This window comes from Rhodococcus sp. C3V (assembly GCF_029269915.1).
In the GTDB taxonomy this organism is placed as follows: Bacteria; Actinomycetota; Actinomycetes; order Mycobacteriales; family Mycobacteriaceae; genus Rhodococcus_F; species Rhodococcus_F qingshengii.
In genome coordinates this window covers 94,004-119,440 of sequence record NZ_JARJBE010000007.1, presented here as the reverse complement: position 1 = coordinate 119,440, position 25,437 = coordinate 94,004, and the positions used below count along the sequence as shown (strand labels likewise).

The following is a 25,437-nucleotide window of genomic DNA, read 5'->3' as shown; positions in this document are numbered from 1 at the left end:
ATCTTAGGAGTTTCACCATGTACTTGGATTTGTCGGAGGAGTCGAAGACTCTGCGCAAGGAATTGCGGGCGTACTTCGCGGAGATCATCAACGACGAAGACCGCCGTGCTCTCGTGGATCAGACCGAAGGCGGCCCCGTCTTCGATCGCATCCTGCGCCGGATGGGTAAAGACGGTTGGCTGGGCTTGGGGTGGCCGGAGGAATTCGGCGGTCGGGGCGAGAACCCCGAAGCTCTGTACGTGTTCTACGACGAAGTGATTCGCGCCAATGCGCCGCTGTCGCTGGTCACGCTGAACACCGTCGGACCCGCTCTGATCAAGCACGGGACGCAAGCTCAGAAGGACTTCTTCCTGCGTCCGATCCTGGCGGGCGAGTTGATCTTTGCCATCGGCTACACCGAACCCAATGCGGGCACCGACCTCGCGGCACTCGAAACACGCGCCCGCATCGAGGGTGACGAGCTTGTCATCAACGGCAACAAGATCTTCACCAGTGCCGGTGTGTTTGCCGACTGGGTCTGGCTTGCCGTTCGTACTGATCCTGACGCGCCGACGCATCAGGGCATTTCCGTGGTCCTGGTGCCGACCAGCTCGCCGGGTTTCTCGGTAACCGAAATTCACACCGTGGGTGGAATCAGCACTTCGGCAACCTATTACGAAGATGTTCGGGTACCGATCACCAATGTCGTCGGTGAGCTCAATCAAGGGTGGAAGCTCATCACCAACCAGCTCAACCACGAACGTGTTGCCCTGGCCGCACGCGGTGGCATCGCCAACGAACTCTTCGCCGAGGTGGTCGAGTGGGCAAAGACGGAACCCGCCGGTGACGGCCACGTCTACGACATCGGCTGGGTACGTGAGAAATTGGCGGAAGTCTACGCGCTGCTCAGTGCTGCCGACCTGATGAACCTGCGACTGGTGGCGGACGTCGCCGCCAACACCTTGGGCGGCGGGGATTCGGCCGCGGCCAAGATCTTCGGTACCGAAGCCGTCGTCAGTGCGTACGGCATGCTGCAGGAAGTGCTGGGCGCCAAGGGCTTACTGCGCCCCGGCACACCCGGAGCGGTACTGGAAGGGCGGGTCGAGAACCTGGGTCGACGCGCCCAGAACAACACCTTCGGCGGTGGTACCAACGAAGTGATGCGTGAAATTGTCGCCGCAAAATGTCTGGGCATGGCGCTTGCTGCGCGTCGCCGGCCCGCTGCACAGAACGAAAAGAGCTGACATGGAATTCGAATTCGACGACAACTTGTCCGCCGTGCGGGATCTGAGTGAATCGATCTTCTCGGCGAAGTCCGGAGTGGACCGCCTGCGGGAAGTGGAGGGCGCCGGCGGTTTCGACGCCGAACTGTGGAAGCTCCTCGCCGACTCCGACGTTCTGGGAATTCCTCTGCCAGAGGAAGTCGGGGGAGCGGGACTCGGAATGCTAGGCCTGGCAGCGGTGCTCGAACAACAAGGCCGCCGGGTCGCCCAGGTGCCGCTCTGGTCGGTGATTTCGACGGCAGCGCTGCCGATTGCCGAGTTCGGCAGTAAGGAGCAGAAAGCGTCGTGGCTTCCGGGACTGCTCGACGGCTCGGTGATCGTCACCGGCGCCTTCGACACCGGCTACAACGCCGAGACGGCAGTTCGCGCCGAGCCGGCTCCTGACGGCTGGGTTCTGTCGGGCCACGTCGACTCCGTACCGGCCGCCGAGTTCGCTGCCGCACTGGTGGTTCCGGTGACGATGCCGGACGGCAGTGTCACCGTGATGATCGTGCCGACGGACCGGGACGCGCTGGTGCGTACACCGCTCGCGGTGACGAACCGCGAGAGCAACAGCGCTGTGCAGTTCGACGGGGTTGCGGTTACTGCAGCTGACGCACTTCCCGCGGACGGCGCGGTGGTTCGAGACTGGACGTTACGACGTGCGCGGGTCGCTCTGGCGGCCCTGGCTACCGGCGTCTGCGAGGAAGCGCTGGCGATGACGGCGAAATACACCTCCGAGCGAGTGCAATTCGGACGTCCACTCTCGACCAACCAGGCAGTTGCCGTCCGGGCCGCCGACGCGTACCTCGACACCGAGAGCACAAGATTGACCACCCACCGCGCTGCCTGGCTGATGGACAGCGGAGTCGAGAGTGAAGCGGAAGCGGCTGCGCTGGTCGCCAAATGGTGGGCGTCACGCGGCGGTTTGCGCGTGGTGCACGCGACCCAGCACATGCACGGCGGAATCGGCGCGGATGTCGACTATCCGATTCACCGCTATTTCCTGTGGGGACGGCAGATCGCCTTCACTTTGGGGAGCGCGGGGGCGATAGGCGCCGAACTCGCGGATCAGCTGGAGATCCGAGCCCAGATCGGGGCGTCGGCGTGAATATCTGAGTCCGCAGGTTCCAGTCACGGGCAGCGCGTCGGCAATCATCGCGCTACTCTGCCCTTCGTGAATCGCACCAGTTCGTTCATCAGGCCGTTGGTTCCGCGGGACCCGCATGAGCCGCACCGGGTGGCGACGCCGCTCGAACTGCTCACCGACCTCTGCTTCGTCGTGGCGGTCGCTCAAGCGGCCACCGGTCTGCACCACGCGATCAGCGAAGGGCATGCGGCTTCGGGCGTCGGGCACTTCGCGATGGCGTTTTTCGCGATCTGGTGGACGTGGCTGAATTTCACGTGGTTCACCTCGGCGTACGACAACGACGACGGAATCGCCCGGCTGCTGACCATATTCCAGATCCTCGGATCGCTGGTCCTTGCAGCCGGCATCGTCCGCTTCTTCAACGACGACGCCCTGCTGATCATCGTCGGCTACGTCATCATGCGAATAGCCCTGGTCATCCAATGGCTCAGGGTCTCGCGGAACGACCCCGAACATGCGCTCACGGCGCGTCGATACGCTCTCGGAATCGTGTTGGTCCAGATCGGTTGGATCGGTTTCTACTTCGTGCCGTCCGCCGTTTACGTCCCGACGTTCCTGGTGTTGGTTCTGTGCGAATTCGCGGTACCGATCTGGTCGGAGAAGCCGGGCATGACGCCGTGGCACCCGCATCACATCGCGGAGCGGTACTCGTTGTTCTTCATCATCGTTCTGGGCGAGACGATCCTTTCGACCACCATCGCGATTCAGGACGCCGTGGACGGTGAGCATCCGGCAGCGCAGGTCACCTACGTCGTGATCGGCGGCATTCTGATTGTCTTCAGCCTGTGGTGGTTGTACTTCCAACGCAATGCAGGCGAAGTGATCGGCGGTGACAACGTCTCACCCTTCGTCTGGGGGTTCGGTCACTACTTCATCTTCGCCGCCGCTGCCGCCATCGGTGCGGGGTTGGCCTCGCGCGTCGACTTCTGGACTCATCACGGTGACGGCAGCGCGTTGGTGACGGGTGCTGCCGTCACCGTTCCGGTCGCGGTCATCCTTGCCGCCTTGTGGTTCATCCACATTCGACTACACGACTCCTCGGTACGCACCCTCGTGCCGTTCTCGGTCGCGATAGTCGTCGTGCTCGGTGGTACCTACACCGCGGTGCCCGAACTGGTCGCGGGACTGGCCTGCGCCGCGCTGTTGGCCGTGGAACTGATTCTGACCGAGGGCAAATCCGAAACCGTCTGAACCGGGTCAGCGAATCGCGAGTCGCTCCTTGCGGAGCTTGTCGACCTCGGGCAGATGCAGGGGTTCAAGCTCGTTCACACCCAAGGCGCGCATGAGCAGGAGGTCCGCGAGTTCGGGGTTGCGAGCCAAAGCGGGTCCGTGCATGTACGTCCCGATCACCGAACCCTGCACGACGCCTTCGAATCCGTCACCGACGCCGTTTCCGACACCATGGGTGACACGTGCGAATCCAGAGGCCGAGCTACCCAGAGTTGTTCCGCCGCGATGGTTCTCGAACCCCGAGAGGGGCGCGGTGAGTCCGTCGATCAGCGGCTTCGTGATGACTTCGCCGATGGAACGCTTCTCCTGCGGCGAGGTCGTGACGTCGAGCATCGAGACACCGTCGACGCGTTCGCCGCTGGAGGTTTCGTACCAGTTGCCGAGCACCTGAATGGCAGCGCAGATCGCCAGAACCGGTGCGCCACGCTCTGCGGCGCGTTGCAGACCAGGGTATTTCGCGAGGTGACGCGTTGCGAGGCGCTGAGCGGAATCCTCGGCGCCACCCAACGTGTACACGTCGAGCGAATCGGGGACCGGATCGCTGAGGGTGATGTCCACGATTTCGGCGTCGTAGCCGCGCATCCGCAGACGCTGACGCAGGATCAGGGCATTGCCGCCGTCGCCGTAGGTGCCCATGACGTCGGGGAGTACCAGACCGATGCGAACTGTCGAGTCAGACATTGCGAGACTCCTTCGCGATGGCAGTGTTGAGGTCACGGAAGGCCGTGTAGTTCGCCAGTACCTCCACACGTCCGGGAGGGCAGGAAGCGATGGCGCGCAACGGGTCCGGATCGAGAGTGTGCTCGACGCCCGCGTACGTGAGGCGAACTGCCAGATCGGTTCCGCGTTCACCGGCGGCCACTACCTTGACACCTTCGAAGTGCTCGAACCTCACGTCCCACAGCCAGGAGAGGTCCTCGCCGTCCGGCACCTGACCGTTCACCGCGATGACCAGACCGTCCACCGTGGGATCGATCATCGACAACGCTTCCTGCCAGCCGGCGGGATTCTTCGCGAGCAGCATGTGAACGGAGTGCGGTCCGACCTCGACGGTGCTGTATCGACCTGCGACTTCTTGAACCGTCGATGCGGCGGCAACTGCCCCGACTGGATCTGCACCCAAAGCCGCTGCAGCCGCTACGGCCTGAGCTGCGTTGCCGCGGTTGGCTTTTCCGGGGAGGGTCAACGTCATCGGAATCTTCAGGCCGTCGGGGCCGTAGAGATTGTCGTCGTCGAGCCACCAGGCCGGCTCGGGTCGCGCGAAGTCGGAACCGGTACTGCGCCAGTGCTTTCCCTCCCACACGATGGGTTCGCCGGTGCGCGGGCAGCTGACGGAATCGCCGGCCCAGCCGCCGCCGGCAGCAACCCACACGACGTTGGTGGCGTCGTATGCCACGGAGGTGACCAGTACGTCGTCGCAGTTGGCGACGATCACCGCATTCGGATGCGCGTTGACGCAGGCGCGCAGTTTCCGTTCGATCATGTTGATCTCGCCGACCCGGTCGAGCTGATCGCGGCTGAGGTTGAGCAGCACGATCACTTCCGGGTTCACGGCGTCGGCTACGTGGGGGACGTGCAGTTCGTCGACCTCGAGTGCCGCCAGCGTCGCATCGGTACGCGCGGCCAGGGCGGCCACGATCCCGGCATCCATGTTGGCGCCGTCGGCCTGCGTGGCGACGTCACCGAGTGTCGCGAGCGCTGCGGCGGTCATACGCGTGGTCGTCGACTTGCCGTTGGTGCCGGTGACCACGACGGTGCGCTTGCCGCGTCCGAGCTGAGTCATGAGCGTCGGGTCGATCTTGAGGGCGATCAGCCCGCCGATCATCGAACCCTTGCCGCGACCGGCCTTCTGCGATGCCCAAGATGCTGCTGCGGCAGCTCGCATGGCGAGCTTTCCGCGCGCTGTGATCGATAGTCCAGTTCCCACGGCCCGAGTTTGGCACAGGGCGTCGTCAGACGCCGAGTCGCGCCGGTGGTGAGGCTGCAGGTGTGTCCGAGAAAACAGTGTTCGCGGGCTTGCGCCTCATCTGTGCGGCACTCGCTCCGGCGATCACGATTACTGCCCCGACCAGTGACAACGGGCTCGGATCCTCGTGCAGGAACAGCCAGGACGCGCCGATTCCCACGACCGGCACCAGGAGCGAGAGCGGCGCCACCATGCCGGCCGGGTAGCGGCCCATGAGCATCGTCCAGAGCCCGGATCCGGCGATGGTGCCGAGCAAGATGATGTAGGCCAGTCCGACCAGCGACGGCCAGGCGTCGGCGCTGAATGCGGTGCCGAGTGCGTGCCAGCCGACGGTGGGGCCTTCGACCACGGCTGACAGTGCGAGCATCGGTAACGGCGGGATGACACACATCCACAACATCAAGCGCATCGGTGCAGGCTCGCCGACGGTGTTCGCCGCGGCCAAGCGGCTGCCGAGATTGCCGAACGCCCAGGACAGGCCGCCGAGGAGTGTGAGGACGACGGGCAGCAGTGCCGCGTGGTGCGAGCGGTCCCAGCCGATCAAGGACATCCCGGCAACAGCGACGGCGATACCGGAGACCTGCCAGACGCTGAGCTTCTCGCGGAGCAGGAAAGCGCCGAGTAGGACGGTGAACGGTGCTGACGACTGCAGGACAAGTGATGCAAGGCCCGTCGGCATCCCCGAATGCATCGCCCAGAAGAGGAAGACGAACTGGCCGAATCCGAAACCGAATCCGTAGAGCAGCAGCCAGCGGAGCGGCACCTGTGGACGCGGCACGAAGATGACCACCGGAATCGCGATGATCAGAAATCGCAGCGCTGCGAAGAAGAATGGCGGGAAATGATCCAGGCCGACGCGAATGGCCAGGAAGTTCAGACCCCACAAGACGATCACGGTCAGGCCGAGGAGACGGTCGCGGGGAGTCATGCGTTAATCGTGAGCCGTACGAAGCATCAGAACAAGCGAATATAGATGCACTATCCATGTAGTTTTGCTACATGGATATTCGTCACCGTATGGATGCCACGCGCCTGCGAATCCTCCGCGAGCTCGCCGACCGAGGAACCGTCGGCGCTACTGCTCTTGCCCTCTCGATGACGCCGTCCGCCGTCTCGCAACAACTCAAGATCCTCGGACGAGAAGCGGGGGTCTCGCTCCTCGAACCGGACGGGCGCACGCTGCGCCTCACCGACGCGGGCAGAGCGCTGGTGCTTCGCGCCGACGACGTGGTGGCGGCGCTAGACCGGGCGGCGGACGAGATGGCGTCGTACCGAGGCTCGCCGCGGGGAAAGGTGCGAGTCGCGTTCTTTCCCTCCGGCGCGGCGCTCCTGCTGCCCGGTGTCCTGACGGCGCTGAAGAACTCGGACGTGGACATCGACGCCTACGACGTCGACAAACCGGCGTCGGCCGTCCCTGGGCTGTTGGCCGATCACGATGTGATCCTCACTCACCGTGACGAACGCGGAGCCGAGACGTCGTTTCCCCGGGTCAGCGTGCAACCGCTGATGCGTGAACCGATCGATCTGGTGCTGCGGCCTGATCATCCACTCGCCGAGCAGGATTCGGTCCGGCTGGAACAATTGGCCGACGAGAACTGGATAAGCGTGCGCGGCGGGTTTCCGGTCGACGACGTTCTGCTGTCGGTTGCGTCGGTAACCGGCGTCCAGCCTCGCGTCGCTCATCGGATAAACGATTTCCGCGTCATCGAAGAGCTGGTGGCGGCGGGCCACGGCGTGGCTTTGATGCCGCGATACGCGATCACGCATCCCGGAGTTTCGAGGAAACCGGTGGCGGGAGTGCGCGCTGCACGAGTTTATGAATTGGCAACTCGGTTACACGCCAACCGCAGTCCGGCTATCGGAGTCGTGCTCGACGCCTTTCGTGACGTCGCGCGTGCTGTCGGTGAATGAAGGCCGTTGGTGAATGAACGGCTGTCGGTGAATGGGCAGCTGTTGGTGAATGAACACAAAACGGGAGCGACACGATTAGTGTCGCTCCCGTTTCGCTAGTGCAATCCTCACGGTTTAGTGAGGGTCGCTTAGTGAGGGCCGGTATCAGGCGAGAGCCTTGGCCTTCAGTGCTGCGAATTCTTCTTCACTGATGGTGCCGGCGTCGAGAAGTGCCTTTGCATCTGCGATGGATTCGGCCGGGGACTTTCCGGCAACCTCACGAATGTAGCTGTCCTGCGCGTTCTTGACCTGCTGCGCAGCCTCGAGGGACCGCTGTGCCATTCCGTCACTGCGAACGATCAGGTAGACGAGCGAGGTGAGCAGCGGAATGAAGAACAGGAAGACGATCCAGATTGCCTTCACCCAGCCAGAGGTCTTGTGATCGCGGAACAGGTCGGTGATGATCGAGAAGAGCAGGATCAAGTACGCGATGAACGCGAAGCTGATGATGATCAGCCAGAGGAAGTCCCAAAAGGAATCCATTGTCGAGCTCCATTTCACAAGTCGGATTTGTCTGAGCTGACTATCTCACGCGCACGGGGCGTCTGCATCATCCTCGATGGGTGAATTCTTTTTGTTAACTTCGCTAACCGACTCTTTCGGGACCAATGTCATGCCGAATCGAAAACATCGACCGAAAATCTTCAGTGCTCTGAAAACGACCCTGGCCCCACCCGAAAATCGGGTGAGACCAGGGATTGTTCACGAGTCGGGAGCTGAGTGTCAGCTGGCGCGGTTCACTGCCGAGACCACAGCGCGCAGCGAGGCCGTCGTGATCGACGTGGCGATACCCACACCCCAGACGACGGTGCTCTGACCCTCCGGGCCCGTCACGGCGCACTCGACGTAGGCCGCGGCCTGGGCGTCGTCACCGGCGGACATCGCGTGCTCGGAGTAGTCGAGGACACGAACGTCGAAGTTGATGCTTCCCAGCGCGTCGACGAAGGCAGCGAGTGGGCCGTTGCCGGTACCCGAGATCTCCTGCTCCTTGCCGTTCACCTTGACGATCGCGGTGATCGCATCGGTGCCGCCGTCCTCCTCGGACGCGGTGACCTTCTGCTTCATGCGCTCGAGCGGGGTGATGGGAGCGAGGTACTCCTCGTGGAAGACGTCCCACATTTCCTTCGGCGAGACCTCGCCACCCTCGCCGTCGGTGATCTTCTGGACCGACTGCGAGAACTCGACCTGCAGACGACGCGGCAGCACCAGACCGTGATCGGCCTTCATGATGTATGCGACGCCGCCCTTGCCGGACTGCGAGTTCACACGGATGACGGCCTCGTAGCTGCGGCCGACGTCCTTCGGGTCGATCGGCAGGTAGGGGACCTGCCAGAGAATGTCGTCGACGTCGGAGTTCTGGCTGTCGGCGTCGACCTTCATGGCGTCGAGGCCCTTGTTGATCGCGTCCTGGTGGCTGCCGGAGAACGCGGTGTAGACCAGGTCGCCGCCGTACGGATGACGCTCGTGGACGGGCAGCTGGTTGCAGTACTCGACCGTGCGACGGATCTCGTCGATGTTCGAGAAATCGATCTGCGGGTCGACGCCGCGCGTGAACATGTTCAGAGCGAGAGTGACCAGGCAGACGTTGCCGGTGCGCTCACCGTTGCCGAACAGGCAGCCTTCGATGCGGTCCGCGCCGGCCTGGTAGCCCAGCTCGGCTGCAGCGACACCCGTGCCGCGGTCGTTGTGGGGGTGCAGCGACAGGATGACCGAATCGCGGCGGGCCAGGTTGCGGTGCATCCACTCGATGGAGTCGGCATACACGTTGGGTGTAGCCATCTCGACGGTGGCGGGCAGGTTCAGGATGACCGGGTTGGCCGGCGTCGCACCCAGGGTTTCGGTGACGGCGTCACATACTTCCTTGGCGTACTCGAGCTCGGTGCCGGTGTAGGACTCGGGCGAGTATTCCCAGCGCCAGTTCGTGTCCGGGTACTTCTTCGACTCGGCGAGGACCAGTTCAGCGGCGTCGGTGGCGATCTTCTTGATCGTGTCCTTGTCGGCGCGGAACACGACGCGGCGCTGCAGAATCGAGGTGGAGTTGTAGAAGTGCACGATCGCGTTCTCGGCACCTTCACAGGCCTCGAACGTGCGCTTGATCAGCTCGGGACGCGACTGCGTCAGCACCTGGATGGTGACGTCGGACGGGATGGCGCCGTCCTCGATGATCTCGCGAACGAAATCGAAGTCCGTCTGGCTCGCGGACGGGAAGCCGACCTCGATCTCCTTGTAGCCCATACGAACCAGGAGATCGAACATACGACGCTTGCGCGCCGGGCTCATCGGATCGATCAGCGCCTGGTTGCCGTCGCGCAGGTCAACGGCACACCACTGGGGTGCTCGGTCGATGATCTTGTCCGGCCAGGTGCGGTCGGGCAGCGTGACCGTCTCGACCTCTTCGGCGAACGGGCGGTAGCGGAACGTCGGCATCGACGAGTTCTTCTGCGTGTTCCACGCAGGCTGGTCGGACGGTGCCGGCTTCGTGGGCGGGGTGATGGTGCGAGTGCCGGTGGTGAATGCGTCAGCGGGGGACATGGGTGTGATCTCCAGGATTGTGGACCCGGCCTGTTGACCTGTTGGTCAAGACCATGAGTCCGGAAGGCTTGGTCGACCGGCGCACAAAAACCCCGCGGCGGGAGGCCAGTCTGGATCAGACCCCGTCGCGGCAACCAAGAAGGAGTGCGCGCTGCATGCACAGCACTCTACTCCTGGATTTCGCGAGAAATCGGTGGGGTTCGCCCTCATGTCCAATTTGTCGCCGAATTGTGCTGCCGTTTCGGCCCCGAAAATGGTGGACTGTCGTCCATGGATCCCCGAATCGCCGTGGCGAGCACGTACCTCGACGCGCTCCGCAGTCACGATGGCAGTTCCGTACCGCTGGCTCCGGACGCGGTACGCCACGAGGTCGGGCTCAAGACCGGATTTTCGGGGAATCATTTGCGGCGCAGCCTTTCCGGAGGTCCTCAGTATCGCGTGATCCGCGACATTCGTGAGGTGGAGTGGACGGTCGACGGGGACGACCTGACGGCTGACTACCTCCTCGACGCCGGGTTGTTCGGGCGGAACCTGATGACCGTTCGGGTTACCGAGACCTTCCGGATACCCGCTGACGATCACCGCATTCACCACATCACCGCGAAGATTCGACCGGCGCGCGCCAAGCACACGTGATGCGCTCGATCCGCTGGATCGTCTGTTCACTGCTGATCGTTCTCGCTGGTCTCGGTGCTGCCGGCTCGGTGCTCGCGCTGTTCGTCCACACCCAGGTGAACGACACCGACAGCTACGTCGAGACGGTTGCCCCGTTGGCTTCCGAACCTGCTGTCCAAGCGGCTGTCGTTGATCGGCTGACCGAGGAACTGACGCAGCGGTTGGACCGGTTTCCGCAGGTGGTGACGAGACAAGCCGAGAAACTTGTTCGGGAGGCGGCTCAGTCGTTGGTCTCCAGCGACCAGTTCGCGACGCTCTGGACCGCGGCCAACCGTCAGGCGCACGCGCAACTTGCTGCGATGGTGACCGGCAGAGCCACCGACGGCATCGTTCGGTCCGACGACAGCGGAACAGTCACCTTGTCCCTCGAGCCGATCATGACAGAACTGCGGACGAACCTCCGCGATCGAGGATTCACCGTCGTCGATCGTCTTCCGACGTTCGATCCGCAGTTCGAGATCCTGCAGTCCGACGAGCTGGTGCGGGCCCAGGACCTCTCGAACACTCTCGACCGGGCAGCGGCCTGGCTGCCGTGGGTATCGCTGGCCTGTGCGATCGCGGCCGTCGCAGTTGCGCCGAGGCGAATGCGAGCACTGTCCCTGGTCGGGCTGGCGACGGCGGTGGCGATGATCGCCCTGTTGGTGGCGCTGGCCGTCGTGCGGCGGGTCTATTTACAGAATTCAGACATACCGTCATCTGAGGCGGCAGTCGCGGTGTACGACGCGCTGGCAGTTTCGCTGGTCAGCAGTATTCGCGTGCTTCTCGCCTGCGGAGTTGCCGTCGCGGTGGTCGGTTACGTTGCCGGTGGCTCGCGTTCTGCGACGTTGATGCGAGCGCGGATCTCGCAACTGATCCCGCGCGGATCTGAGGCGAACAGCAGTACGCATCGGGAAGTCCCAGGACCACCTCGGTAAGCTCGACCTCTGGTATCTGTAAACAATTTCGACCTGGAGGTAGAAACGCGTGGCTCTCGTCGTCCAGAAGTACGGCGGATCCTCGGTGGCAACCGCCGAGCGCATCCGACGAGTCGCTGAACGGATCGTCGAGACCAAGAAGGCCGGCAATGATGTCGTCGTCGTGGTGTCAGCGATGGGCGATACCACCGATGAGCTGCTCGATCTGGCTCAGCAGGTGTGCCCTTCCCCGCCGGCCCGTGAAATGGACATGCTGCTGACCTCGGGTGAGCGCATCTCCAACTCCTTGGTAGCGATGGCAATTCACTCCCTCGGCGCCGAAGCTCGTTCGTTCTCGGGCTCACAAGCCGGAGTCATCACGACCGGCAGCCACGGAAACGCCAAGATCATCGACGTCACGCCGGGCCGTGTTCGCACTGCGCTGGACGAAGGCTCGATCGTTCTGGTCGCCGGATTCCAAGGCGTCAGCCAGGACAGCAAGGACATCACGACGCTCGGACGCGGTGGCTCGGACACCACTGCCGTGGCGTTGGCAGCTGCACTCAACGCCGACGTCTGCGAGATCTACACCGACGTCGACGGCGTTTTCTCCGCCGATCCGCGCATCGTCCCCGACGCTCACCGCCTCGAGACGGTTTCCTTCGAGGAAATGCTCGAACTCGCAGCGTGTGGTGCCAAGGTGCTCATGCTCCGGTGCGTCGAGTACGCCCGTCGTTACAACGTGCCTGTGCACGTCCGTTCGTCATACACCACCAAGCCCGGAACAATCGTGTCCGGATCGATGGAGGACATTCCTGTGGAAGAGGCCCTGATCACCGGAGTCGCGCACGATCGCGGCGAAGCCAAGATCACCGTTGTCGGATTGCCGGACACACCGGGACACGCTGCCAAGGTGTTCCGCGCAGTCTCCGATGCCGAGATCAACATCGACATGGTGCTGCAGAACATCTCCAAGGTGGAGACAAACAAGACGGACATCACCTTCACGCTTCCGACGGCCGACGGCCCCCGCGCCGTCGAGATCCTGACCAAGCGTCAGGAAGACATCGGTTTCACGCAGATCTTGTTCGACGACCACATCGGCAAGGTTTCCCTGGTCGGCGCCGGAATGCGGAGCCACCCGGGCGTCACCGCCACGTTCTGCGAGGCGCTGGCCAAGGCAGACATCAACATCGACCTCATCTCGACCTCTGAGATCCGCATCTCAGTGCTGGTCAAGGACACCGAATTGGACGACGCTGTACGTGTCATCCACGACGCTTTCGGGCTCGGTGGCGAAGAAGAAGCAGTAGTACACGCTGGAACGGGACGGTAATTTCTCATGACGACTATCGCTGTTGTCGGTGCGACCGGTCAGGTCGGCATCGTCATGCGCACTTTGCTCGAAGAGCGGAACTTCCCCGCGGACAAGGTGCGGTTCTTCGCATCTGCACGCTCCGCCGGTAAGAAGCTGCCCTTCCGCGGCGAAGAGATCATCGTCGAGGATGCGGCCGCCACATCGGATGAGGACCTGAAGGGCATCGACATCGCCCTGTTCTCAGCCGGTGCGACGCTCTCGCGCGCCCAGGCTCCGCGCTTCGCTGCTGCCGGCGCGACCGTTGTCGACAACTCTTCGGCATGGCGCAAGGATCCCGAGGTTCCCCTCGTGGTCAGCGAGGTCAACCCGCAGGACACGCAGAACCTGGTCAAGGGCATTATCGCGAACCCCAACTGCACCACCATGGCAGCGATGCCGGTGCTGAAGGTTCTGCACGACGAAGCCGGTCTGCAGCGTCTGATCGTCTCCAGCTACCAGGCCGTGTCCGGTAGCGGCATCGCCGGCGTCGAGGAACTCCTCGGCCAGGTGCGCGCCGTAGTCGGAGACGCGGAGAAGCTGGTTCACGACGGCAGTGCCGTCGACTTCCCGGCCCCGAACAACTACGTCGCCCCCATCGCGTTCAACGTCCTGCCTCTCGCAGGTTCGCTGGTCGACGACGGAAGCGGCGAGACCGACGAGGATCAGAAGCTCCGCAACGAGAGCCGCAAGATCCTCGGACTTCCCGATCTGTTGGTTTCGGGTACGTGCGTGCGCGTTCCCGTCGTGACCGGGCACTCGCTCGCGATCAACGCAGAGTTCGCCAACCCGCTCTCGGTTGCTCGCGCCAAGGAGATCCTCGCCGACGCTCCGGGCGTCGAGCTGGTCGAGGTTCCGACGCCGCTGGCCGCTGCCGGTGGCAACGCGTCGCTGGTCGGTCGTATCCGTCAGGATCCGGGTGTCCCGGAGGGACGCGGACTCGCGCTCTTCGTTTCGGGCGACAACCTGCGTAAGGGTGCCGCGCTCAACACGATTCAGATTGCCGAGCTGTTGGTCGGCTAGATCTTTCGTTCGGTACCGGCCCCGCACCTAGGTGTGGGGCCGGTGTCGTTTCGACAGGCGCTCTAGTCGAGTTCGGAAATGGCGACCAGGCCACCGAGGTACTCGGCATCCGAATACGCTTTGGCGAGTAGCGCTCCGAGCTCACCGAGAGCTCCGTTGTCGCTGCCGTACGCAACAAACATGCCCGCTTCGGGATCGGTGCCGAAGCGGCCCTCCAGATGCGGTGCATCGCGGCCTACCACTGCGTGGGCGACCGACGCCCAGTCGTAACCGGAGCCTTCGAAACCCTCTACCTGCTCGAATATCGATGCCACCTTGCCGAAATGCTGGTCGGTGAGCATCAGTGACCAGTTGCCCGGAGACGTTTCGAAAAGCTGTAGCGGTTCGATCGATGGTGATGTCATGCGTGTATTGAAGCAGATCCGACCGACAGGTTTCAGTCGGCCGCTAACGCCCGACTGATTGGGCGAGGGCCACGGCAAAACTGGAAAGTCGTTCTCGGGTATAGGTTTCGGGGTCGCTGACGGCCAGTCGTCCGAGCATTTCGGCAAACGACATCATGGTGTGTGCGAGGAGGACCGGATCAAGGCCTTCGAGCTTCGACTCGAGGGCAATCCCGGCGCGGGCCAGTTCTTCGGCGCGGGCGAAGACAGCTCCGCGAGAGAGCTTCAACAAGCCGTGATACTCGCTGGGGGCGTTCTCGACAGACGTCAGAATCAGGCGCCAGCGCGTCGGGTTCTCCAGTACGGCGTCGACGAAGGCGCCGACGGTCCCGGTGTACGACGCCGCTGGGCCGAGTTCGCTCAGATCTGTCGGCATGGTTTCGAGCACCTGAGCGATGGCACGCTCGTGCTCGCGGCGCAGCAGTGCAGCGACGAGATCGGTCCTGGTATCGAAAATCGTGTAGAGGACGGGCTTGCCGACACCGGCTTCGGCAGCGACGGATTCCATGCTGAGGTTGTGCAGGCCAACGCGGCCGGTGACCTCGAATGCTGCGTCGAGGAGCTGCTCGCGACGTTGCTCGGGCGCCATGCGAGGGGCGTACTTGCGCCGCGGTGTATCCGTTGCGTCAGCTTGTGACCTGGTCATCGTGTGCATCACCTCCGCTCTCACCCTAATCTGCCTGCCACTTCTTCGTGAATAATACGCAACCGTTGTATTCATCGTCTGCAATTGTTACGGTGGCGTTGTATTCGAATGGTGCTCAGTGAGGCGCCTCTGCCGAGATCTCGAGGAGAACAACCGCTATGACAGCGTCGACCTCTTTAGTGCCGAATGATCTGCTGCTCCATCCCTCCATGTACGATCGGCCGGAGTTCGACGCGACCACGCGGAGACTGCTGGGCGCGACCGTCGACTGGTTCGAGGCGCGTGGAAAGAACCGACTCCTGGCCGACTATCACAACAAGATCTTCTACTCCGATTTCCTCGATTTCGCGGCGAAGGAAGGTCTGTTCGCCACATTTCTGACGCCCGCCCGCGACAGCGGCGGTGACTCCGACAAGCGCTGGGATACCAGCCGTATCGCCGCGCTGTCCGAGATCCTCGGCTTCTACGGACTCAACTACTGGTACCCGTGGCAGGTGACCATCCTCGGTCTCGGGCCGGTGTGGCAGAGCGACAACGAGACGGCAAGGGCGCGAGCAGCTTCCGCTTTGGCTTCCGGAGGCGTTGCGGCATTCGGACTGTCCGAGAAAGAGCATGGCGCGGACGTCTACTCCACCGACATGGTCTTGACGCCCAACGGCAGCGGCGGGTACCTGGCCAGCGGTTCGAAGTACTACATCGGAAATGGCAACTGCGCCAACACGGTCTCTGTCTTCGGTCGTGTCGACGGAGTGGAGGGCACTGATCAGTACGTCTTCTTCTACGCCGACTCGGACCATCCGGCATTCACCGTGGTGAAGAACATCGTTCCGGCGCAGATGTACGTAGCGGAGTTCTCGCTCGTCGACTATCCCGTTGCGGCAGAGGATATCCTGCATACCGGCGAGGCAGCATTCAGTGCCGCACTCAACACCGTGAACATCGGAAAATTCAACCTGTGTTTCGGCGGAATCGGTATGTCGACTCATGCCTTGTACGAGACGATCACCCACGCGCACAATCGAATTCTATTCGGCAATCCCGTCACTGCCTTCCCCCACGTGCGACGAGAATTCGTCGACGCGTACGCACGCCTGCTGGCGATGAGGCTCTTCTCGGATCGCGCGGTGGACTACTTCCGGACGGCATCTCCCGAAGACCGCCGTTACCTCTTGTTCAACCCCGTCACCAAGATGAAGGTGACAACCGAAGCGCAGAAAGTGATCGGACTGCTCTCCGACATCGCTGCGGCAAAGGGCTTCGAGAAGGACAGCTACCTCGCGGTGGCCAAGATAGATGTCGACGGGTTGCCCAAGCTCGAGGGGACCGTCGCCGTCAATCTCGCCCTGATCGCCAAGTTCATGCCGGCGTACCTCTTTGCCCCCGAGTCATTTCCGGCGATTCCGACGCGCAACGATGCAGCCGACGACGAGTTCCTGTTCCGTCAGGGTCCGGCACGGGGGTTGTCGAAAGTTCGATTCGACGACTGGCGAGCGGTGTACGCGAAGTTTGCGGATGTTCCCAACGTTGCACTGTTCGTGGACCAGGCAGAAGCGCTCGTGACCCTTCTAGCCGAAGCTGCACCGGATGCGGCGCAGCAGGTCGACTTGGACTTCGGCCTTGCGATCACCGAACTCTTCACCCTCGTCGTCTACGGCCAGTTGATCCTCGAACAAGCCGAGATCTTGGGATTGGACGAGGAGCAGCGGAACGGTGGGGTGCTGGATCAGATCTTCGATGTCCTGGTCCGCGACTTCAGTGCTGCAGCGGTGGAGTTGTACGGAAAACCCAGCGCCAGTGAAGATCAGCAACGGTTGGCACTGGCATCTATCCGGCGCCCCACGTTCGCGGCGGAGCGATTCGAGTACGTCTGGCAGCAAGTAGTCGCCTTGTCTGGTGCCTACGAAATGAACGGTGCAGGCTCAACGAACGGGGAGGAATGAAATGTCTGAACTGACGATGAATCGACCGCGTGAGGATTACGGCTTCTTCGGCCCAGGATCACCCAGTTGGAAGATCTGGGCCGCGCCGACAGCGCTGATCGGGTTCCAGCGGTCGGTGGTGCTCGAGCACTTCGACCCCTTCTTGGCTGCCGCAGTGGCAGACATGAGCGGGATTTACAGCGATCCGGCCGGGCGACTCGACCGAACCTTGGCGTACTTCCTGACCGTCGCCACTGCCGACGGGCGGACGGCATTGGCCTTGTCCGACCACCTCATGACAGTTCATGCTCAGGCCACGGGCATTGAACCGATCACCGGAACTCGTTACAGCGCAAACAATCCGGCGTCACAGCTCTGGATCCACGTGACGGGTTGGCATTCGGTGCTCAAGTGCTACGAGATGTATGGGCCGGGCCCGCTTTCAGCTGTCGAAGAGCAGCGGTACTGGGAAGAATGCGTGATCGCTGCCGAACTACAGACATGCAAGACCTCCGACGTTCCACGCTCCCGAGAAGAGGTACGTGAGTACTTCGCTGAAGTCAGGCCCAGATTGTGTACCTCCGAGCGTGCCAACCGGGCGATGCACTACTTGTTGAGAACACCGAGAGCGCAGGGGAAGACGAAGTTCGCGACATTCAGCCGATTGGTCGCGCCGGCCACTATCGCGACTTTGCCCGGCTGGATGCGAACCATGGGTGGGTTCGATCAGCCAGCGTTGTTGGACAGAGCAATTGCGCCCGCGGTGCGAACGGCAGTCCGGTTGGGTAGTTCACCGAAGAACATGACCACTGCTCTGAAAGTCATTGCGCCGATGACGGGCAAGGTGTTGGAGCGCCACCTGCGTGACGAGCAACCCCTGGACCCGAGAGTTGTCACGCCAGCGGAGATTCGGGAGCGATTCCCGCGAGCCGCCAAGGTTGCGCAGGCCGTCTGACGGGTTCGCCACGGTCTGTTGGCACCGCATCGGGGGGATCCCTTCGATGCGGTGCTCGGCCGTGTTCTGTTGTGCCTGAGGTTCGTTCTCAGGTTTTGAATGTGGTGTTCGCTGGGCGCGGTTGCTGCCCGGGGTCGATCGAGGGCGGCGGGATGAACCAGGGTTTGTTGTCGACTCCGATTCGGATTTCCCATTTCCCGACGAACCCTGATTTTCGGTGCATCAGTCGGTGGTGTGAACGGCACAGCAGGACCAGGTTGTTCATCACCGTCGGGCCACCGTTGGCCCAGTGCTTAATGTGGTGCGCATCGGTCCAGGCGGGTACGCACGTGCAGCCGGGGAAGGCGCAGCCCTTGTCTCGGGCGATCAACGCCACTCGCTGTTCGGGGGTGACCAATCGTTTTCCGGGTTTCGCATCGAGCGGTGCGCCGTGATCGTCGAGCAGGACGGTGGAGAGGAAACAGTCACACCCGAGGAGCCTGGTCTGCGACACCGACAGCGGCCCCAGCCAGGGCATGTGCCCGACATCGAGATCCGATACAGCCATTCCGTCATCAGCAGTGGAGGGTGTTGCGGCGCAGTCCCGGTGCTCGGCGAGATCGCAAGCATTGATGTGCACGTTCACGTGCGGGCGTTGACCACCGTCGGTGCCTGTTTTGGCGCAGTCGAGATAGCGGCGGATCAGTTCGGTGAACCCGTCGGCAGTTCGTTTCGCTGCCGACCGAGCATCCGGGGTTCCATCGGGTGCCGGGGTGGGCATCGTCAGATTCGACAACGCCGACAGCAGCATTTCGCCGGTGAGGGCGTCGAAATCGCCGCGCACCACCACTCGACCGTTCAATGTCGACGCGATCCGCAGCTCATTCCGGTCGACGTCTTCGGCGGGTGGAATTTCATCGGATTCGAAGATTCGCTCCAAGGTCGCGATCACGTTCCGCACTTTCGTGGTCGTCGCTTCCACGCCCGACGCAGCCGCAAGCAGTAGGTCGATACAGCGAGGGAGCGCGGCGTCTGGCATGCCTTTCGGCGGTGACTCACAGAACGCCACGATCAACACCGCATGCTCGAACGAACAGTCCCCGCAATCGAACCGAGCCGCCACCGCCGGAAACGGCCGCAAAGCTGCACCCAGCGCGGCGATCTTCTTCCCGTCCCGAACCTGCAGCATCGTGTTGGCCGCCAACCAGGACCCCACACCGCGGCTGGCAATCACCTGATCATCGGAACGCAACGAGAGTTCGTCGACCACGGCCACTCGAACGGCTTCCAGGCGCAGAATCTCCGCGCTCGCCGACACCGCAGCCGCACGTAACTCAGAAGCAGGTAACCGCCACAGACGTCCGCGTAACCCCACCGCAGAACCCGACACCACATCCGACAACAAGACGCTCATTGAACCCCCCCGATCCCCTCCCCAAATCATACTCGAACATGCGTTCGAGTCAAGAGCGTTTTCGAATCCTCGATTCGATACCGTCAAGGAGGATCTGTAGGCCCTGAGTAAATGACTCTTCGGTTTCTCGTTCGAGATAGAAGTCGCCGCCCGGTACCGGTGGGGCCTCCCGACCCAACTGCATCGTGTGGGGGAAGTCGTCCGCGAAATCCGGTGCAGCATCGGCCAGTGCAGCAGAAGACTCTGCCCACCAATGAGATTCGGAATCTCCGATGGTCGAGGCGCTCCGGATCTCAGCTAAGGTCCGCGCGGACCCCCGGATGAAATGGAAAAGCATGCTCACCGATCTGCGGATGGTCGGAGCATCGAGACCTGTGGAGTAGAGAATGGACAGGAGTGATTCGAGTCCTGTCTGCTCGTGCGGACCCAGGACGGGGCGCGCCAACGAGACATCCAATGTCCACGGATGGCGTGTATGTAGGGCGAAGAGTGCGGCGGCCCAGTCGGAGAGTGCCATGCGCCAGTCGCCGGTGTCTGCGATCGGCGGTAGCTCGGCATGCACCCGGTCGTACATCAGGTCCAGTAGTTCGTCCTTTCCCGGTATGTAGGTGTACAACGACATCGCAGTTCGGCCGAGGTGGTCGCCGATCATGCGCATCGACAACGGTGTCGTGGGGTTGGCGTCGGCGACTTCGATCGCGGCGTCAACGACTGTGTCAGTGGACAGCGCGGGCTTCGGTCCTCGGCGGCCGGAAGGCGCCTCGGGTTGACGCCACAGAAGTGAAATCGTGCGTGCGATATCGCGTCGGCCTGCCTGTTTGTTCATCTTGTCGCTTTCGTGGAGTCGCGCTATTCTTAATTACTTTACAGTGTAAAGATTTGGGAGTGGGCATGGTTGAGGCAAGACTTCACGACGGGACAACTATCGATGTCGAGGTTCTCGGACATGGCCCTGCCGTGCTGATACCTGTGAATCCGATTTCGGCTACCGGCATCAAGGCGGACGAACTGCGCGCCTGGGGCGTTGACCCCTCGCTCGGTCGAACGTTCCTGGAAGGGTTGGCGTCGAACTTCACTGTGGTTGCCTTCGACTACGAAGGGCACCGGATGGCGTCGCCCGCGCCGGACACGCTCACTCCCGACAACATCGCGTCCGACATTCTGGCTGTGGCGAATTCGGCTGGGATCGACCAGTTCGCCTACTACGGATACTCCTGGCTGGCTCTGTGCGGATTGCAGTTGGCGCTGCGCACCGATCGTCTGACCGCACTGGTCATGGGTGGTTTCCCGCCGGTGGATGGGCCGTACAAGGCGATGCTCCAGGTTACCGAAGCTACACACCGCATGGCGAGTGAACCGCCCCAGCACACATCACAGCCCACGGCATCATCAGACGAATTCGATTGGAACTCCATCGACATTGCGTTGACCGGAGCGCAGACCCGGCAGTTCGTGACGCTGTACCGCGCACTTGGTGAATTCGACGATCGAACGATTCAAGGGCGCATCCTTTGTCCGCGAATGTGTTTCGTCGGTTCGCGAGACGTCATCGAATACGGTGACCGATGGGGTGGGGTACGGGTCGCGCCGGCCGATCTCGACCTCGACGCCGTTCGGTCGGCAGGGTGGGATATCGAGGTACTCGACGGTCTGGATCACACGCAGGCAATGCAACCGGCTCATGTTCTACCCATTCTCAAACCCTGGTTGGAGAAGGTGGTCGGTGTTTGACCGTGCGAGCACGCGGGTAACCCGCTCCGGATGCCGTCAGCGTGAGGGGGCCGTGAGTGGACGAGTCACACAAGATCCGTCGCCGATCGTTTGTTCAAGGGCTTGGCCTGCTGGCCGGTCTGAGCGCGTTGTCCGCTGGATCAGCGACGGCTCGACCACCTGATGTCGATCCACTGCGCCCGTTCCAACTTCCGTCGCCCCGTCTGGAACCGTTTCGGGAGACCCTTCCTGTCCTGCCGGGCATTTCGGGTGGCAACCTGGAGCTTCGTGCGGCATCGTCGATGCACCGATTCCATCCGGACCTACCGTCGTCGCCGTCGCTGGGTTACGGCGGAATGGATTATCTGGGCCCCACCATCGAAGCTCACGTCGATCAGCTCGTCACAGTCCGATATGCCAATGACATTTCTGCGTATCCGCTTGCCGCGGATGTCGATCCGGGTCTGCACGGCGTCAGCGACCTCGACCGCACACAGGTCCCCACCTCGCTTCACCTGCACGGAGGAGTTACTGCACCGCAGTTCGACGGGCATCCGGAGCTGATTCAGCGTCCGGGCGAAGGTTTGGTTCACGAGTACACGAATGGTCGTGCCGCCGGCAATCTTTGGTATCACGATCACGCCATGGGAATGACGCGCCTCAACGTCTACGCCGGGCTGGTCGGGATGTATTTTCTCCGTGACGACGCAGATACAGGCACCACCGGGAATTCTCTCGGCTTGCCGTCCGGCGAATTCGAGCTTCCGATGATTCTGCAGGACAAGGTCTTCACCTCCGACGGTCAACAGAGTGTCCGTTCCACGTGGCTCACTCCGCAGGGTTCCTGGGATCCGGCGACTCCCGGTGACGTGGGTGTAGTGAACGGCGTCGTATGGCCGAAAGTGGAGGTGGCTCGCGGACTGTACCGATTGCGACTGCTCAATGCCGCAACCTATTCGGTGTGGAATCTGCACTTCGCAAATCGTATGCGGTTCTGGGTGATCGGTTCCGAAGGCGGTTTTTTGGCCGCTCCTGCGCCGACGGATCACGTCCGGCTTGGTCCGGGTGAACGCGCTGATCTGCTGGTCGACTTCAGCATGCTCGAGCCGGGCGCGACGGTGGAATTGCGCAACGACGAACCGGTACCCCTTGCGGTGGCGCAACGCGGCACACAGGTGATGCCGGTCTTCTGTCGGTTCGACGTGGGCAGCGCAAAGGGATTCACCGGCTCGATCCCGCAGCAGCTGAATTCCGTTGCTGCCGAACCGGCGTCCCCGGATATGGTGCGAAATCTCACGATCATGCAGCTGTCGCGTCCCTCGGATTACCCGTCGATCACTATGTCGCTCAACAATTTGCGGTTCACTGATTCAGATATCGAACTGCCGCGTCAGGGAACCATCGAGCAATGGAATTTGATCAACATCACCACAGAACCGCATCCGATTCATCTGCATCTGGTGGCGTTCCGCGTTGTGGGGCGCCAGAACATCGACACTGCAGCGCTCATGCAGCGGTATCCGGTACCTGACCTGGGAGTCCGGTGGACGCCGTCGGCAGAGGAATTCGTGACCTCTTCGCTGCGGCCTCCCGAAGTGTGGGAAACGGGGGAGAAGGACACGGTCATCGTGGATGCCAACTCGATCACCCGCGTGATCGTGCGTTTTCCGACGGCCGACGAGTTGGGCTTCGATCCGGATGCAACTTTCGCGAGAGGTTCCATGGCAGATCACTCGGCACACGGAGAAGTCGGCATGGGGGACCTTCAGGGGTACGTCTGGCACTGCCACATGCTCGATCACGAAGACCACGACATGATGTTGCGATATCGGGTGGTGACGTAGCCTTCAAGGGGAGAAAAGTTCCAGAGGAGGCAGCTGTGTCGGAAGGTGCGCCCACCGGGCCCCTGGACGGATATCGGGTGATTGAACTCGGAACCTTGATCGCCGGGCCCTTCGCCGGGAAACTGCTCGGCGACATGGGCGCCGACGTGATCAAGATCGAATCGCCGGACCGCCCGGACCCGCTTCGTACCTGGGGTCAGGCCGAGCAGGACGGTCATCGATTCTTCTGGACGGTTCACGCCCGCAACAAGCGGTGTGTGACGTTGGACCTTCGCGTCGACGCGGGGCGAGACCTGTTTCTGAATCTGATCGAACATGCCGATGTGGTGGTCGAGAACTTCCGGCCGGGCACCCTCGAGAAGTGGGGCCTGGGATTCGACGTTCTCAGTGCGCGCAATCCGAAGTTGGTGTTGGCCAGGGTATCCGGTTACGGGCAGAGCGGACCGCAAGCCAAGAGCGCCGGCTACGCCTCGGTTGCCGAAGCGGTCAGCGGATTTCGGCATCTGAACGGTTATCCAGGGCAGGCGCCTCCGCGTATTGCCCTTTCGCTCGGAGATTCTCTCGGCGGGATGTTCGCCGTTCAGGGAGTGCTGGCGGCGTTGCTCTCACGAGAGCGGACCGGCCGTGGTCAGGTGGTCGACGTTGCCCTCACGGAATCCTGTCTGGCGGTGCAGGAATCCACGATCCCGGATTACGATCGGGGCGGGATCATCCGGCAGCCCTCGGGAACGAGATTGGAGGGTATTGCGCCGTCCAACATCTATCAGACCTCTGAAGGAAACTGGGTGGTGATCGCAGCCAATCAGGATACGCTCTTCGTGCGTCTGTGCACCATCATGGGGCGACCGGAACTAGCGCATGACGACCGCTTCTCCAATCATGTTGCCCGTGGCAAACATCAGGACGAGCTCGACGAACTGATCAGCGCCTGGGTCGCGCTCCAAGATCCCACCAGCCTGGTGGAACGCCTCACCGAAGTGGGAGTTGTTGCCGGGCCGATCAATACGGTTGAAGATGTCGTCAAGGATCCGCAGCTGATCGAGCGGGGGATGCTCGTCGACCACTACGACGAGCGGATCGGTGAAAACGTCCTCGGCTTGGGCGTCGTGCCTACCTTCAGTGAGACACCCGGATCCGTGCGCAACGCGGGAGCGTCGGCGCCGGGTCACGACAACTCCTCGGTGTGGGGCGGGCTCCTCGGACTCTCGGACGACGAGCAGGCAGAACTGAAGATGAAGGGCGTGATCTGACATGTCGGTACCTGGCGTGGGTATTCCAGCAGTCAGTATTCGTGAAGTCGGACCACGGGACGGGTTGCAGATCGAAGACCCGGTGTCGCTGGCGGAGAAACTTCGTCTTGTCGACGCTCTGGCTGCGACGGGTGTTTCGCGTATCGAGGCGACGTCGTTCGTCTCACCGCGCGCTGTGCCGGCGTTGGCCGACGCGGAATTGTTGGCAGCAGAACTGCACCAGTGGCCCGGCATCGAGTTCTCGGCATTGGTCGCCGGAATCGGTGGAGCGAAACGGGCCGTCGCCGCAGGAATGAAAACCGTCGAATATGTTGTGTCGGCATCGAATGGCCACAGCGAGGCCAACACTCGGTCGACGACGGAGCAAGCGACCGAACGTATCGGAGAGGTCGTCAGGATCGTCCACGACGCCGGAGGACGGGTGGAGGTCATCGTGGCCACAGCCTGGGACTGTCCGTTCGACGGTCCAACCGACCCGGATCGTGTTCTGCGGATTGCGGAGCAGGCCAAGGAGTTCGGTGCTGATCAGTTCTCGATCGCAGATACCATCGGCACTGCCACGCCGGGACGTGTCGGACGATTGATCGACGCTGTGGGCGAAAGAGTAGGTGACTTCGGCTTGGGTGCGCACTTCCACAACACGCGTGGCGCTGGTCTTGCTTGCGCGTTTGCGGCTGTGCAGCACGGTGTTCGAAACCTCGACGCGTCCACCGGAGGTCTCGGCGGTTGTCCGTTCGCTCCCGGTGCCAGTGGCAACATCGCGACGGAGGAACTGGTCTACATGCTCGAAGATATGGGCATTGCGACGGGTATCGACCTGGATGCGAGCATTCGTGCCGCTGCCGTTGCAGAGGAGATAGTGGGCCATACGGTTCCCAGTAATCTTCTCCGCGCCGGCGATCGGAAGCGGTAGGGACCTTTACTCTTCTCGGTTGGGTGATGCCAGCTGCAGTCTGACCAGCTGCTCGTGCGCCGCCGGCGGCCAACCGATGCGCTGCTTCTCCAGATACCAGGCACCGGCGGCAAATGCGATCGCGAGGACGATCCAGATCGCGACGCTTCCGATCTGAGAGCCCAGGTCGCTCGACGAGGACACTTCGCCTGTGCTGTAGTCGTATTCCGTTGTCGTGGTGATTCCCTCTACTGCGAAGGTCCACAGAATCGGAAGGGCACACAGTGCGGCGAGGGCACGTGCGACATGCGCTGGACGCAGTTCGAAGATCATTCATTTCTCCTGGTGATCGACCCGGTGAATCTCACTCT

The 25,437-nt window shown here is 62.4% G+C and carries 24 protein-coding genes; 14 read left to right on the top strand and 10 right to left on the bottom strand.

Annotated elements, in window-relative coordinates; all coding sequences use genetic code 11:
* Positions 1 to 17 precede the first annotated feature (17 nt).
* The 3 genes from P3G66_RS19110 (at position 18) to P3G66_RS19100 (ending at position 3,582) form a co-directional block, all read left to right on the top strand.
* The gene (locus P3G66_RS19110; protein WP_047271591.1) at positions 18 to 1,223 is read left to right on the top strand and encodes an acyl-CoA dehydrogenase family protein; all 1,206 of its coding nucleotides are present in this window, start codon (positions 18 to 20) and stop codon (positions 1,221 to 1,223) included.
* A 1-nt stretch (position 1,224) separates the two neighbouring features.
* The gene (locus P3G66_RS19105) at positions 1,225 to 2,352 is read left to right on the top strand and encodes an acyl-CoA dehydrogenase family protein (RefSeq protein WP_064443018.1); all 1,128 of its coding nucleotides are present in this window, start codon (positions 1,225 to 1,227) and stop codon (positions 2,350 to 2,352) included.
* 66 nt (positions 2,353 to 2,418) lie between these two features.
* On the top strand, positions 2,419 to 3,582 hold the full coding sequence (locus P3G66_RS19100; RefSeq protein ID WP_047271595.1) for a low temperature requirement protein A: 1,164 nt from the start codon (positions 2,419 to 2,421) through the stop codon (positions 3,580 to 3,582).
* 6 nt (positions 3,583 to 3,588) lie between these two features.
* On the opposite strand, the gene P3G66_RS19095 is transcribed toward P3G66_RS19100, so the two are convergent.
* Genes P3G66_RS19095 through P3G66_RS19085 form a run of 3 tightly spaced genes read right to left on the bottom strand, consistent with a single transcriptional unit; the run spans position 3,589 to position 6,515 of the window.
* Positions 3,589 to 4,302 (bottom strand): hypothetical protein, encoded by a 714-nt coding sequence (locus tag P3G66_RS19095; protein ID WP_007731510.1) that lies wholly within the window; start codon positions 4,300 to 4,302, stop codon positions 3,589 to 3,591.
* Positions 4,295 to 5,548, bottom strand: a complete 1,254-nt coding sequence (locus P3G66_RS19090; protein WP_276117000.1) for a MurT ligase domain-containing protein — start codon at positions 5,546 to 5,548, stop codon at positions 4,295 to 4,297. The genes P3G66_RS19095 and P3G66_RS19090 overlap by 8 nt, the downstream gene beginning before the upstream one ends.
* Positions 5,549 to 5,573: 25 nt before the next feature.
* The gene (locus P3G66_RS19085) at positions 5,574 to 6,515 is read right to left on the bottom strand and encodes an EamA family transporter (protein ID WP_276116999.1); all 942 of its coding nucleotides are present in this window, start codon (positions 6,513 to 6,515) and stop codon (positions 5,574 to 5,576) included.
* Positions 6,516 to 6,604: 89 nt separating this feature from the next.
* On the opposite strand from P3G66_RS19085, the gene P3G66_RS19080 reads away from it, so the two are divergent.
* Entirely contained in the window at positions 6,605 to 7,498 is an 894-nt protein-coding gene (locus P3G66_RS19080) for a LysR family transcriptional regulator (protein WP_003943476.1), read from the top strand.
* A 144-nt stretch (positions 7,499 to 7,642) separates the two neighbouring features.
* Here the strand turns inward: P3G66_RS19080 and P3G66_RS19075 are convergent, their stop codons facing one another.
* Together P3G66_RS19075 and leuA are read right to left on the bottom strand one after the other, a co-directional pair.
* Positions 7,643 to 8,020: a PLDc N-terminal domain-containing protein gene (locus P3G66_RS19075; protein ID WP_003943489.1), complete on the bottom strand. Its 378-nt coding sequence runs from the start codon at positions 8,018 to 8,020 to the stop codon at positions 7,643 to 7,645.
* Between the two features lie 240 nt (positions 8,021 to 8,260).
* Positions 8,261 to 10,069: a 2-isopropylmalate synthase gene (leuA, locus tag P3G66_RS19070; protein WP_003943488.1), complete on the bottom strand. Its 1,809-nt coding sequence runs from the start codon at positions 10,067 to 10,069 to the stop codon at positions 8,261 to 8,263.
* Positions 10,070 to 10,339: 270 nt separating this feature from the next.
* On the opposite strand from leuA, the gene P3G66_RS19065 reads away from it, so the two are divergent.
* Genes P3G66_RS19065 through P3G66_RS19050 form a run of 4 tightly spaced genes read left to right on the top strand, consistent with a single transcriptional unit; the run spans position 10,340 to position 14,014 of the window.
* Complete coding sequence (locus tag P3G66_RS19065; protein ID WP_003943492.1) at positions 10,340 to 10,705, top strand: hypothetical protein; 366 nt, start codon at positions 10,340 to 10,342, stop codon at positions 10,703 to 10,705.
* Positions 10,705 to 11,658: a hypothetical protein gene (locus P3G66_RS19060; RefSeq protein WP_054825738.1), complete on the top strand. Its 954-nt coding sequence runs from the start codon at positions 10,705 to 10,707 to the stop codon at positions 11,656 to 11,658. The genes P3G66_RS19065 and P3G66_RS19060 overlap by 1 nt, the downstream gene beginning before the upstream one ends.
* A 49-nt stretch (positions 11,659 to 11,707) precedes the next feature.
* A complete protein-coding gene (locus P3G66_RS19055; protein WP_003943494.1) occupies positions 11,708 to 12,973 on the top strand; it encodes an aspartate kinase in 1,266 nt (421 codons plus the stop codon).
* 6 nt (positions 12,974 to 12,979) lie between these two features.
* Positions 12,980 to 14,014 (top strand): aspartate-semialdehyde dehydrogenase, encoded by a 1,035-nt coding sequence (locus P3G66_RS19050; protein WP_003943474.1) that lies wholly within the window; start codon positions 12,980 to 12,982, stop codon positions 14,012 to 14,014.
* A gap of 62 nt (positions 14,015 to 14,076) precedes the next feature.
* Here P3G66_RS19050 and P3G66_RS19045 read toward each other — a convergent pair whose 3' ends face one another.
* Positions 14,077 to 14,418 (bottom strand): Imm51 family immunity protein, encoded by a 342-nt coding sequence (locus tag P3G66_RS19045; protein WP_003943507.1) that lies wholly within the window; start codon positions 14,416 to 14,418, stop codon positions 14,077 to 14,079.
* A gap of 43 nt (positions 14,419 to 14,461) precedes the next feature.
* Entirely contained in the window at positions 14,462 to 15,103 is a 642-nt protein-coding gene (locus tag P3G66_RS19040) for a TetR/AcrR family transcriptional regulator (RefSeq protein WP_037130914.1), read from the bottom strand.
* 158 nt (positions 15,104 to 15,261) lie between these two features.
* Here P3G66_RS19040 and P3G66_RS19035 point away from each other — a divergent pair, with 158 nt between their 5' ends.
* Together P3G66_RS19035 and P3G66_RS19030 are read left to right on the top strand one after the other, a co-directional pair.
* Entirely contained in the window at positions 15,262 to 17,043 is a 1,782-nt protein-coding gene (locus tag P3G66_RS19035) for an acyl-CoA dehydrogenase (RefSeq protein ID WP_276116998.1), read from the top strand.
* Between the two features lies 1 nt (position 17,044).
* Positions 17,045 to 17,977 (top strand): oxygenase MpaB family protein, encoded by a 933-nt coding sequence (locus P3G66_RS19030; protein WP_007731493.1) that lies wholly within the window; start codon positions 17,045 to 17,047, stop codon positions 17,975 to 17,977.
* Positions 17,978 to 18,065: 88 nt separating this feature from the next.
* Here P3G66_RS19030 and P3G66_RS19025 read toward each other — a convergent pair whose 3' ends face one another.
* Positions 18,066 to 19,370, bottom strand: coding sequence for an HNH endonuclease signature motif containing protein (locus P3G66_RS19025; RefSeq protein ID WP_276116997.1), 1,305 nt, complete (start codon positions 19,368 to 19,370; stop codon positions 18,066 to 18,068).
* Positions 19,371 to 19,419: 49 nt separating this feature from the next.
* Entirely contained in the window at positions 19,420 to 20,196 is a 777-nt protein-coding gene (locus P3G66_RS19020; RefSeq protein WP_042922815.1) for a TetR/AcrR family transcriptional regulator, read from the bottom strand.
* Positions 20,197 to 20,261: 65 nt separating this feature from the next.
* Here P3G66_RS19020 and P3G66_RS19015 point away from each other — a divergent pair, with 65 nt between their 5' ends.
* Genes P3G66_RS19015 through P3G66_RS19000 form a run of 4 tightly spaced genes read left to right on the top strand, consistent with a single transcriptional unit; the run spans position 20,262 to position 25,087 of the window.
* Positions 20,262 to 21,101: an alpha/beta fold hydrolase gene (locus tag P3G66_RS19015; RefSeq protein ID WP_042922817.1), complete on the top strand. Its 840-nt coding sequence runs from the start codon at positions 20,262 to 20,264 to the stop codon at positions 21,099 to 21,101.
* 56 nt (positions 21,102 to 21,157) lie between these two features.
* Entirely contained in the window at positions 21,158 to 22,924 is a 1,767-nt protein-coding gene (locus P3G66_RS19010; RefSeq protein WP_276116995.1) for a multicopper oxidase domain-containing protein, read from the top strand.
* Positions 22,925 to 22,959: 35 nt separating this feature from the next.
* Positions 22,960 to 24,174 (top strand): CoA transferase, encoded by a 1,215-nt coding sequence (locus P3G66_RS19005; protein WP_007732303.1) that lies wholly within the window; start codon positions 22,960 to 22,962, stop codon positions 24,172 to 24,174.
* A 1-nt stretch (position 24,175) separates the two neighbouring features.
* Positions 24,176 to 25,087 carry a hydroxymethylglutaryl-CoA lyase gene (locus P3G66_RS19000; protein ID WP_003943493.1) on the top strand — a complete coding sequence of 304 codons (912 nt, stop codon included), beginning with the start codon at positions 24,176 to 24,178 and terminating at the stop codon, positions 25,085 to 25,087.
* 6 nt (positions 25,088 to 25,093) lie between these two features.
* Here the strand turns inward: P3G66_RS19000 and P3G66_RS18995 are convergent, their stop codons facing one another.
* Positions 25,094 to 25,399: a hypothetical protein gene (locus P3G66_RS18995; protein ID WP_073513342.1), complete on the bottom strand. Its 306-nt coding sequence runs from the start codon at positions 25,397 to 25,399 to the stop codon at positions 25,094 to 25,096.
* Positions 25,400 to 25,437 lie beyond the last annotated feature (38 nt).

Excerpts from the sequence above, each read along its gene's own strand:
- P3G66_RS19110 (WP_047271591.1), top strand. The coding sequence starts at position 18 with ATGTACTTGGATTTGTCGGAGGAGTCGAAGACTCTGCGCAAGGAATTG.
- P3G66_RS19105 (WP_064443018.1), top strand. The coding sequence starts at position 1,225 with ATGGAATTCGAATTCGACGACAACTTGTCCGCCGTGCGGGATCTGAGT.
- P3G66_RS19095 (WP_007731510.1), bottom strand. The coding sequence starts at position 4,302 with ATGTCTGACTCGACAGTTCGCATCGGTCTGGTACTCCCCGACGTCATG.
- P3G66_RS19085 (WP_276116999.1), bottom strand. The coding sequence starts at position 6,515 with ATGACTCCCCGCGACCGTCTCCTCGGCCTGACCGTGATCGTCTTGTGG.
- P3G66_RS19080 (WP_003943476.1), top strand. The coding sequence starts at position 6,605 with ATGGATGCCACGCGCCTGCGAATCCTCCGCGAGCTCGCCGACCGAGGA.
- P3G66_RS19075 (WP_003943489.1), bottom strand. The coding sequence starts at position 8,020 with ATGGATTCCTTTTGGGACTTCCTCTGGCTGATCATCATCAGCTTCGCG.
- leuA (WP_003943488.1), bottom strand. The coding sequence starts at position 10,069 with ATGTCCCCCGCTGACGCATTCACCACCGGCACTCGCACCATCACCCCG.
- P3G66_RS19065 (WP_003943492.1), top strand. The coding sequence starts at position 10,340 with ATGGATCCCCGAATCGCCGTGGCGAGCACGTACCTCGACGCGCTCCGC.
- P3G66_RS19060 (WP_054825738.1), top strand. The coding sequence starts at position 10,705 with ATGCGCTCGATCCGCTGGATCGTCTGTTCACTGCTGATCGTTCTCGCT.
- P3G66_RS19050 (WP_003943474.1), top strand. The coding sequence starts at position 12,980 with ATGACGACTATCGCTGTTGTCGGTGCGACCGGTCAGGTCGGCATCGTC.
- P3G66_RS19045 (WP_003943507.1), bottom strand. The coding sequence starts at position 14,418 with ATGACATCACCATCGATCGAACCGCTACAGCTTTTCGAAACGTCTCCG.
- P3G66_RS19040 (WP_037130914.1), bottom strand. The coding sequence starts at position 15,103 with ATGACCAGGTCACAAGCTGACGCAACGGATACACCGCGGCGCAAGTAC.
- P3G66_RS19035 (WP_276116998.1), top strand. The coding sequence starts at position 15,262 with ATGACAGCGTCGACCTCTTTAGTGCCGAATGATCTGCTGCTCCATCCC.
- P3G66_RS19030 (WP_007731493.1), top strand. The coding sequence starts at position 17,045 with ATGTCTGAACTGACGATGAATCGACCGCGTGAGGATTACGGCTTCTTC.
- P3G66_RS19025 (WP_276116997.1), bottom strand. The coding sequence starts at position 19,370 with ATGAGCGTCTTGTTGTCGGATGTGGTGTCGGGTTCTGCGGTGGGGTTA.
- P3G66_RS19020 (WP_042922815.1), bottom strand. The coding sequence starts at position 20,196 with ATGAACAAACAGGCAGGCCGACGCGATATCGCACGCACGATTTCACTT.
- P3G66_RS19015 (WP_042922817.1), top strand. The coding sequence starts at position 20,262 with ATGGTTGAGGCAAGACTTCACGACGGGACAACTATCGATGTCGAGGTT.
- P3G66_RS19000 (WP_003943493.1), top strand. The coding sequence starts at position 24,176 with ATGTCGGTACCTGGCGTGGGTATTCCAGCAGTCAGTATTCGTGAAGTC.
- P3G66_RS18995 (WP_073513342.1), bottom strand. The coding sequence starts at position 25,399 with ATGATCTTCGAACTGCGTCCAGCGCATGTCGCACGTGCCCTCGCCGCA.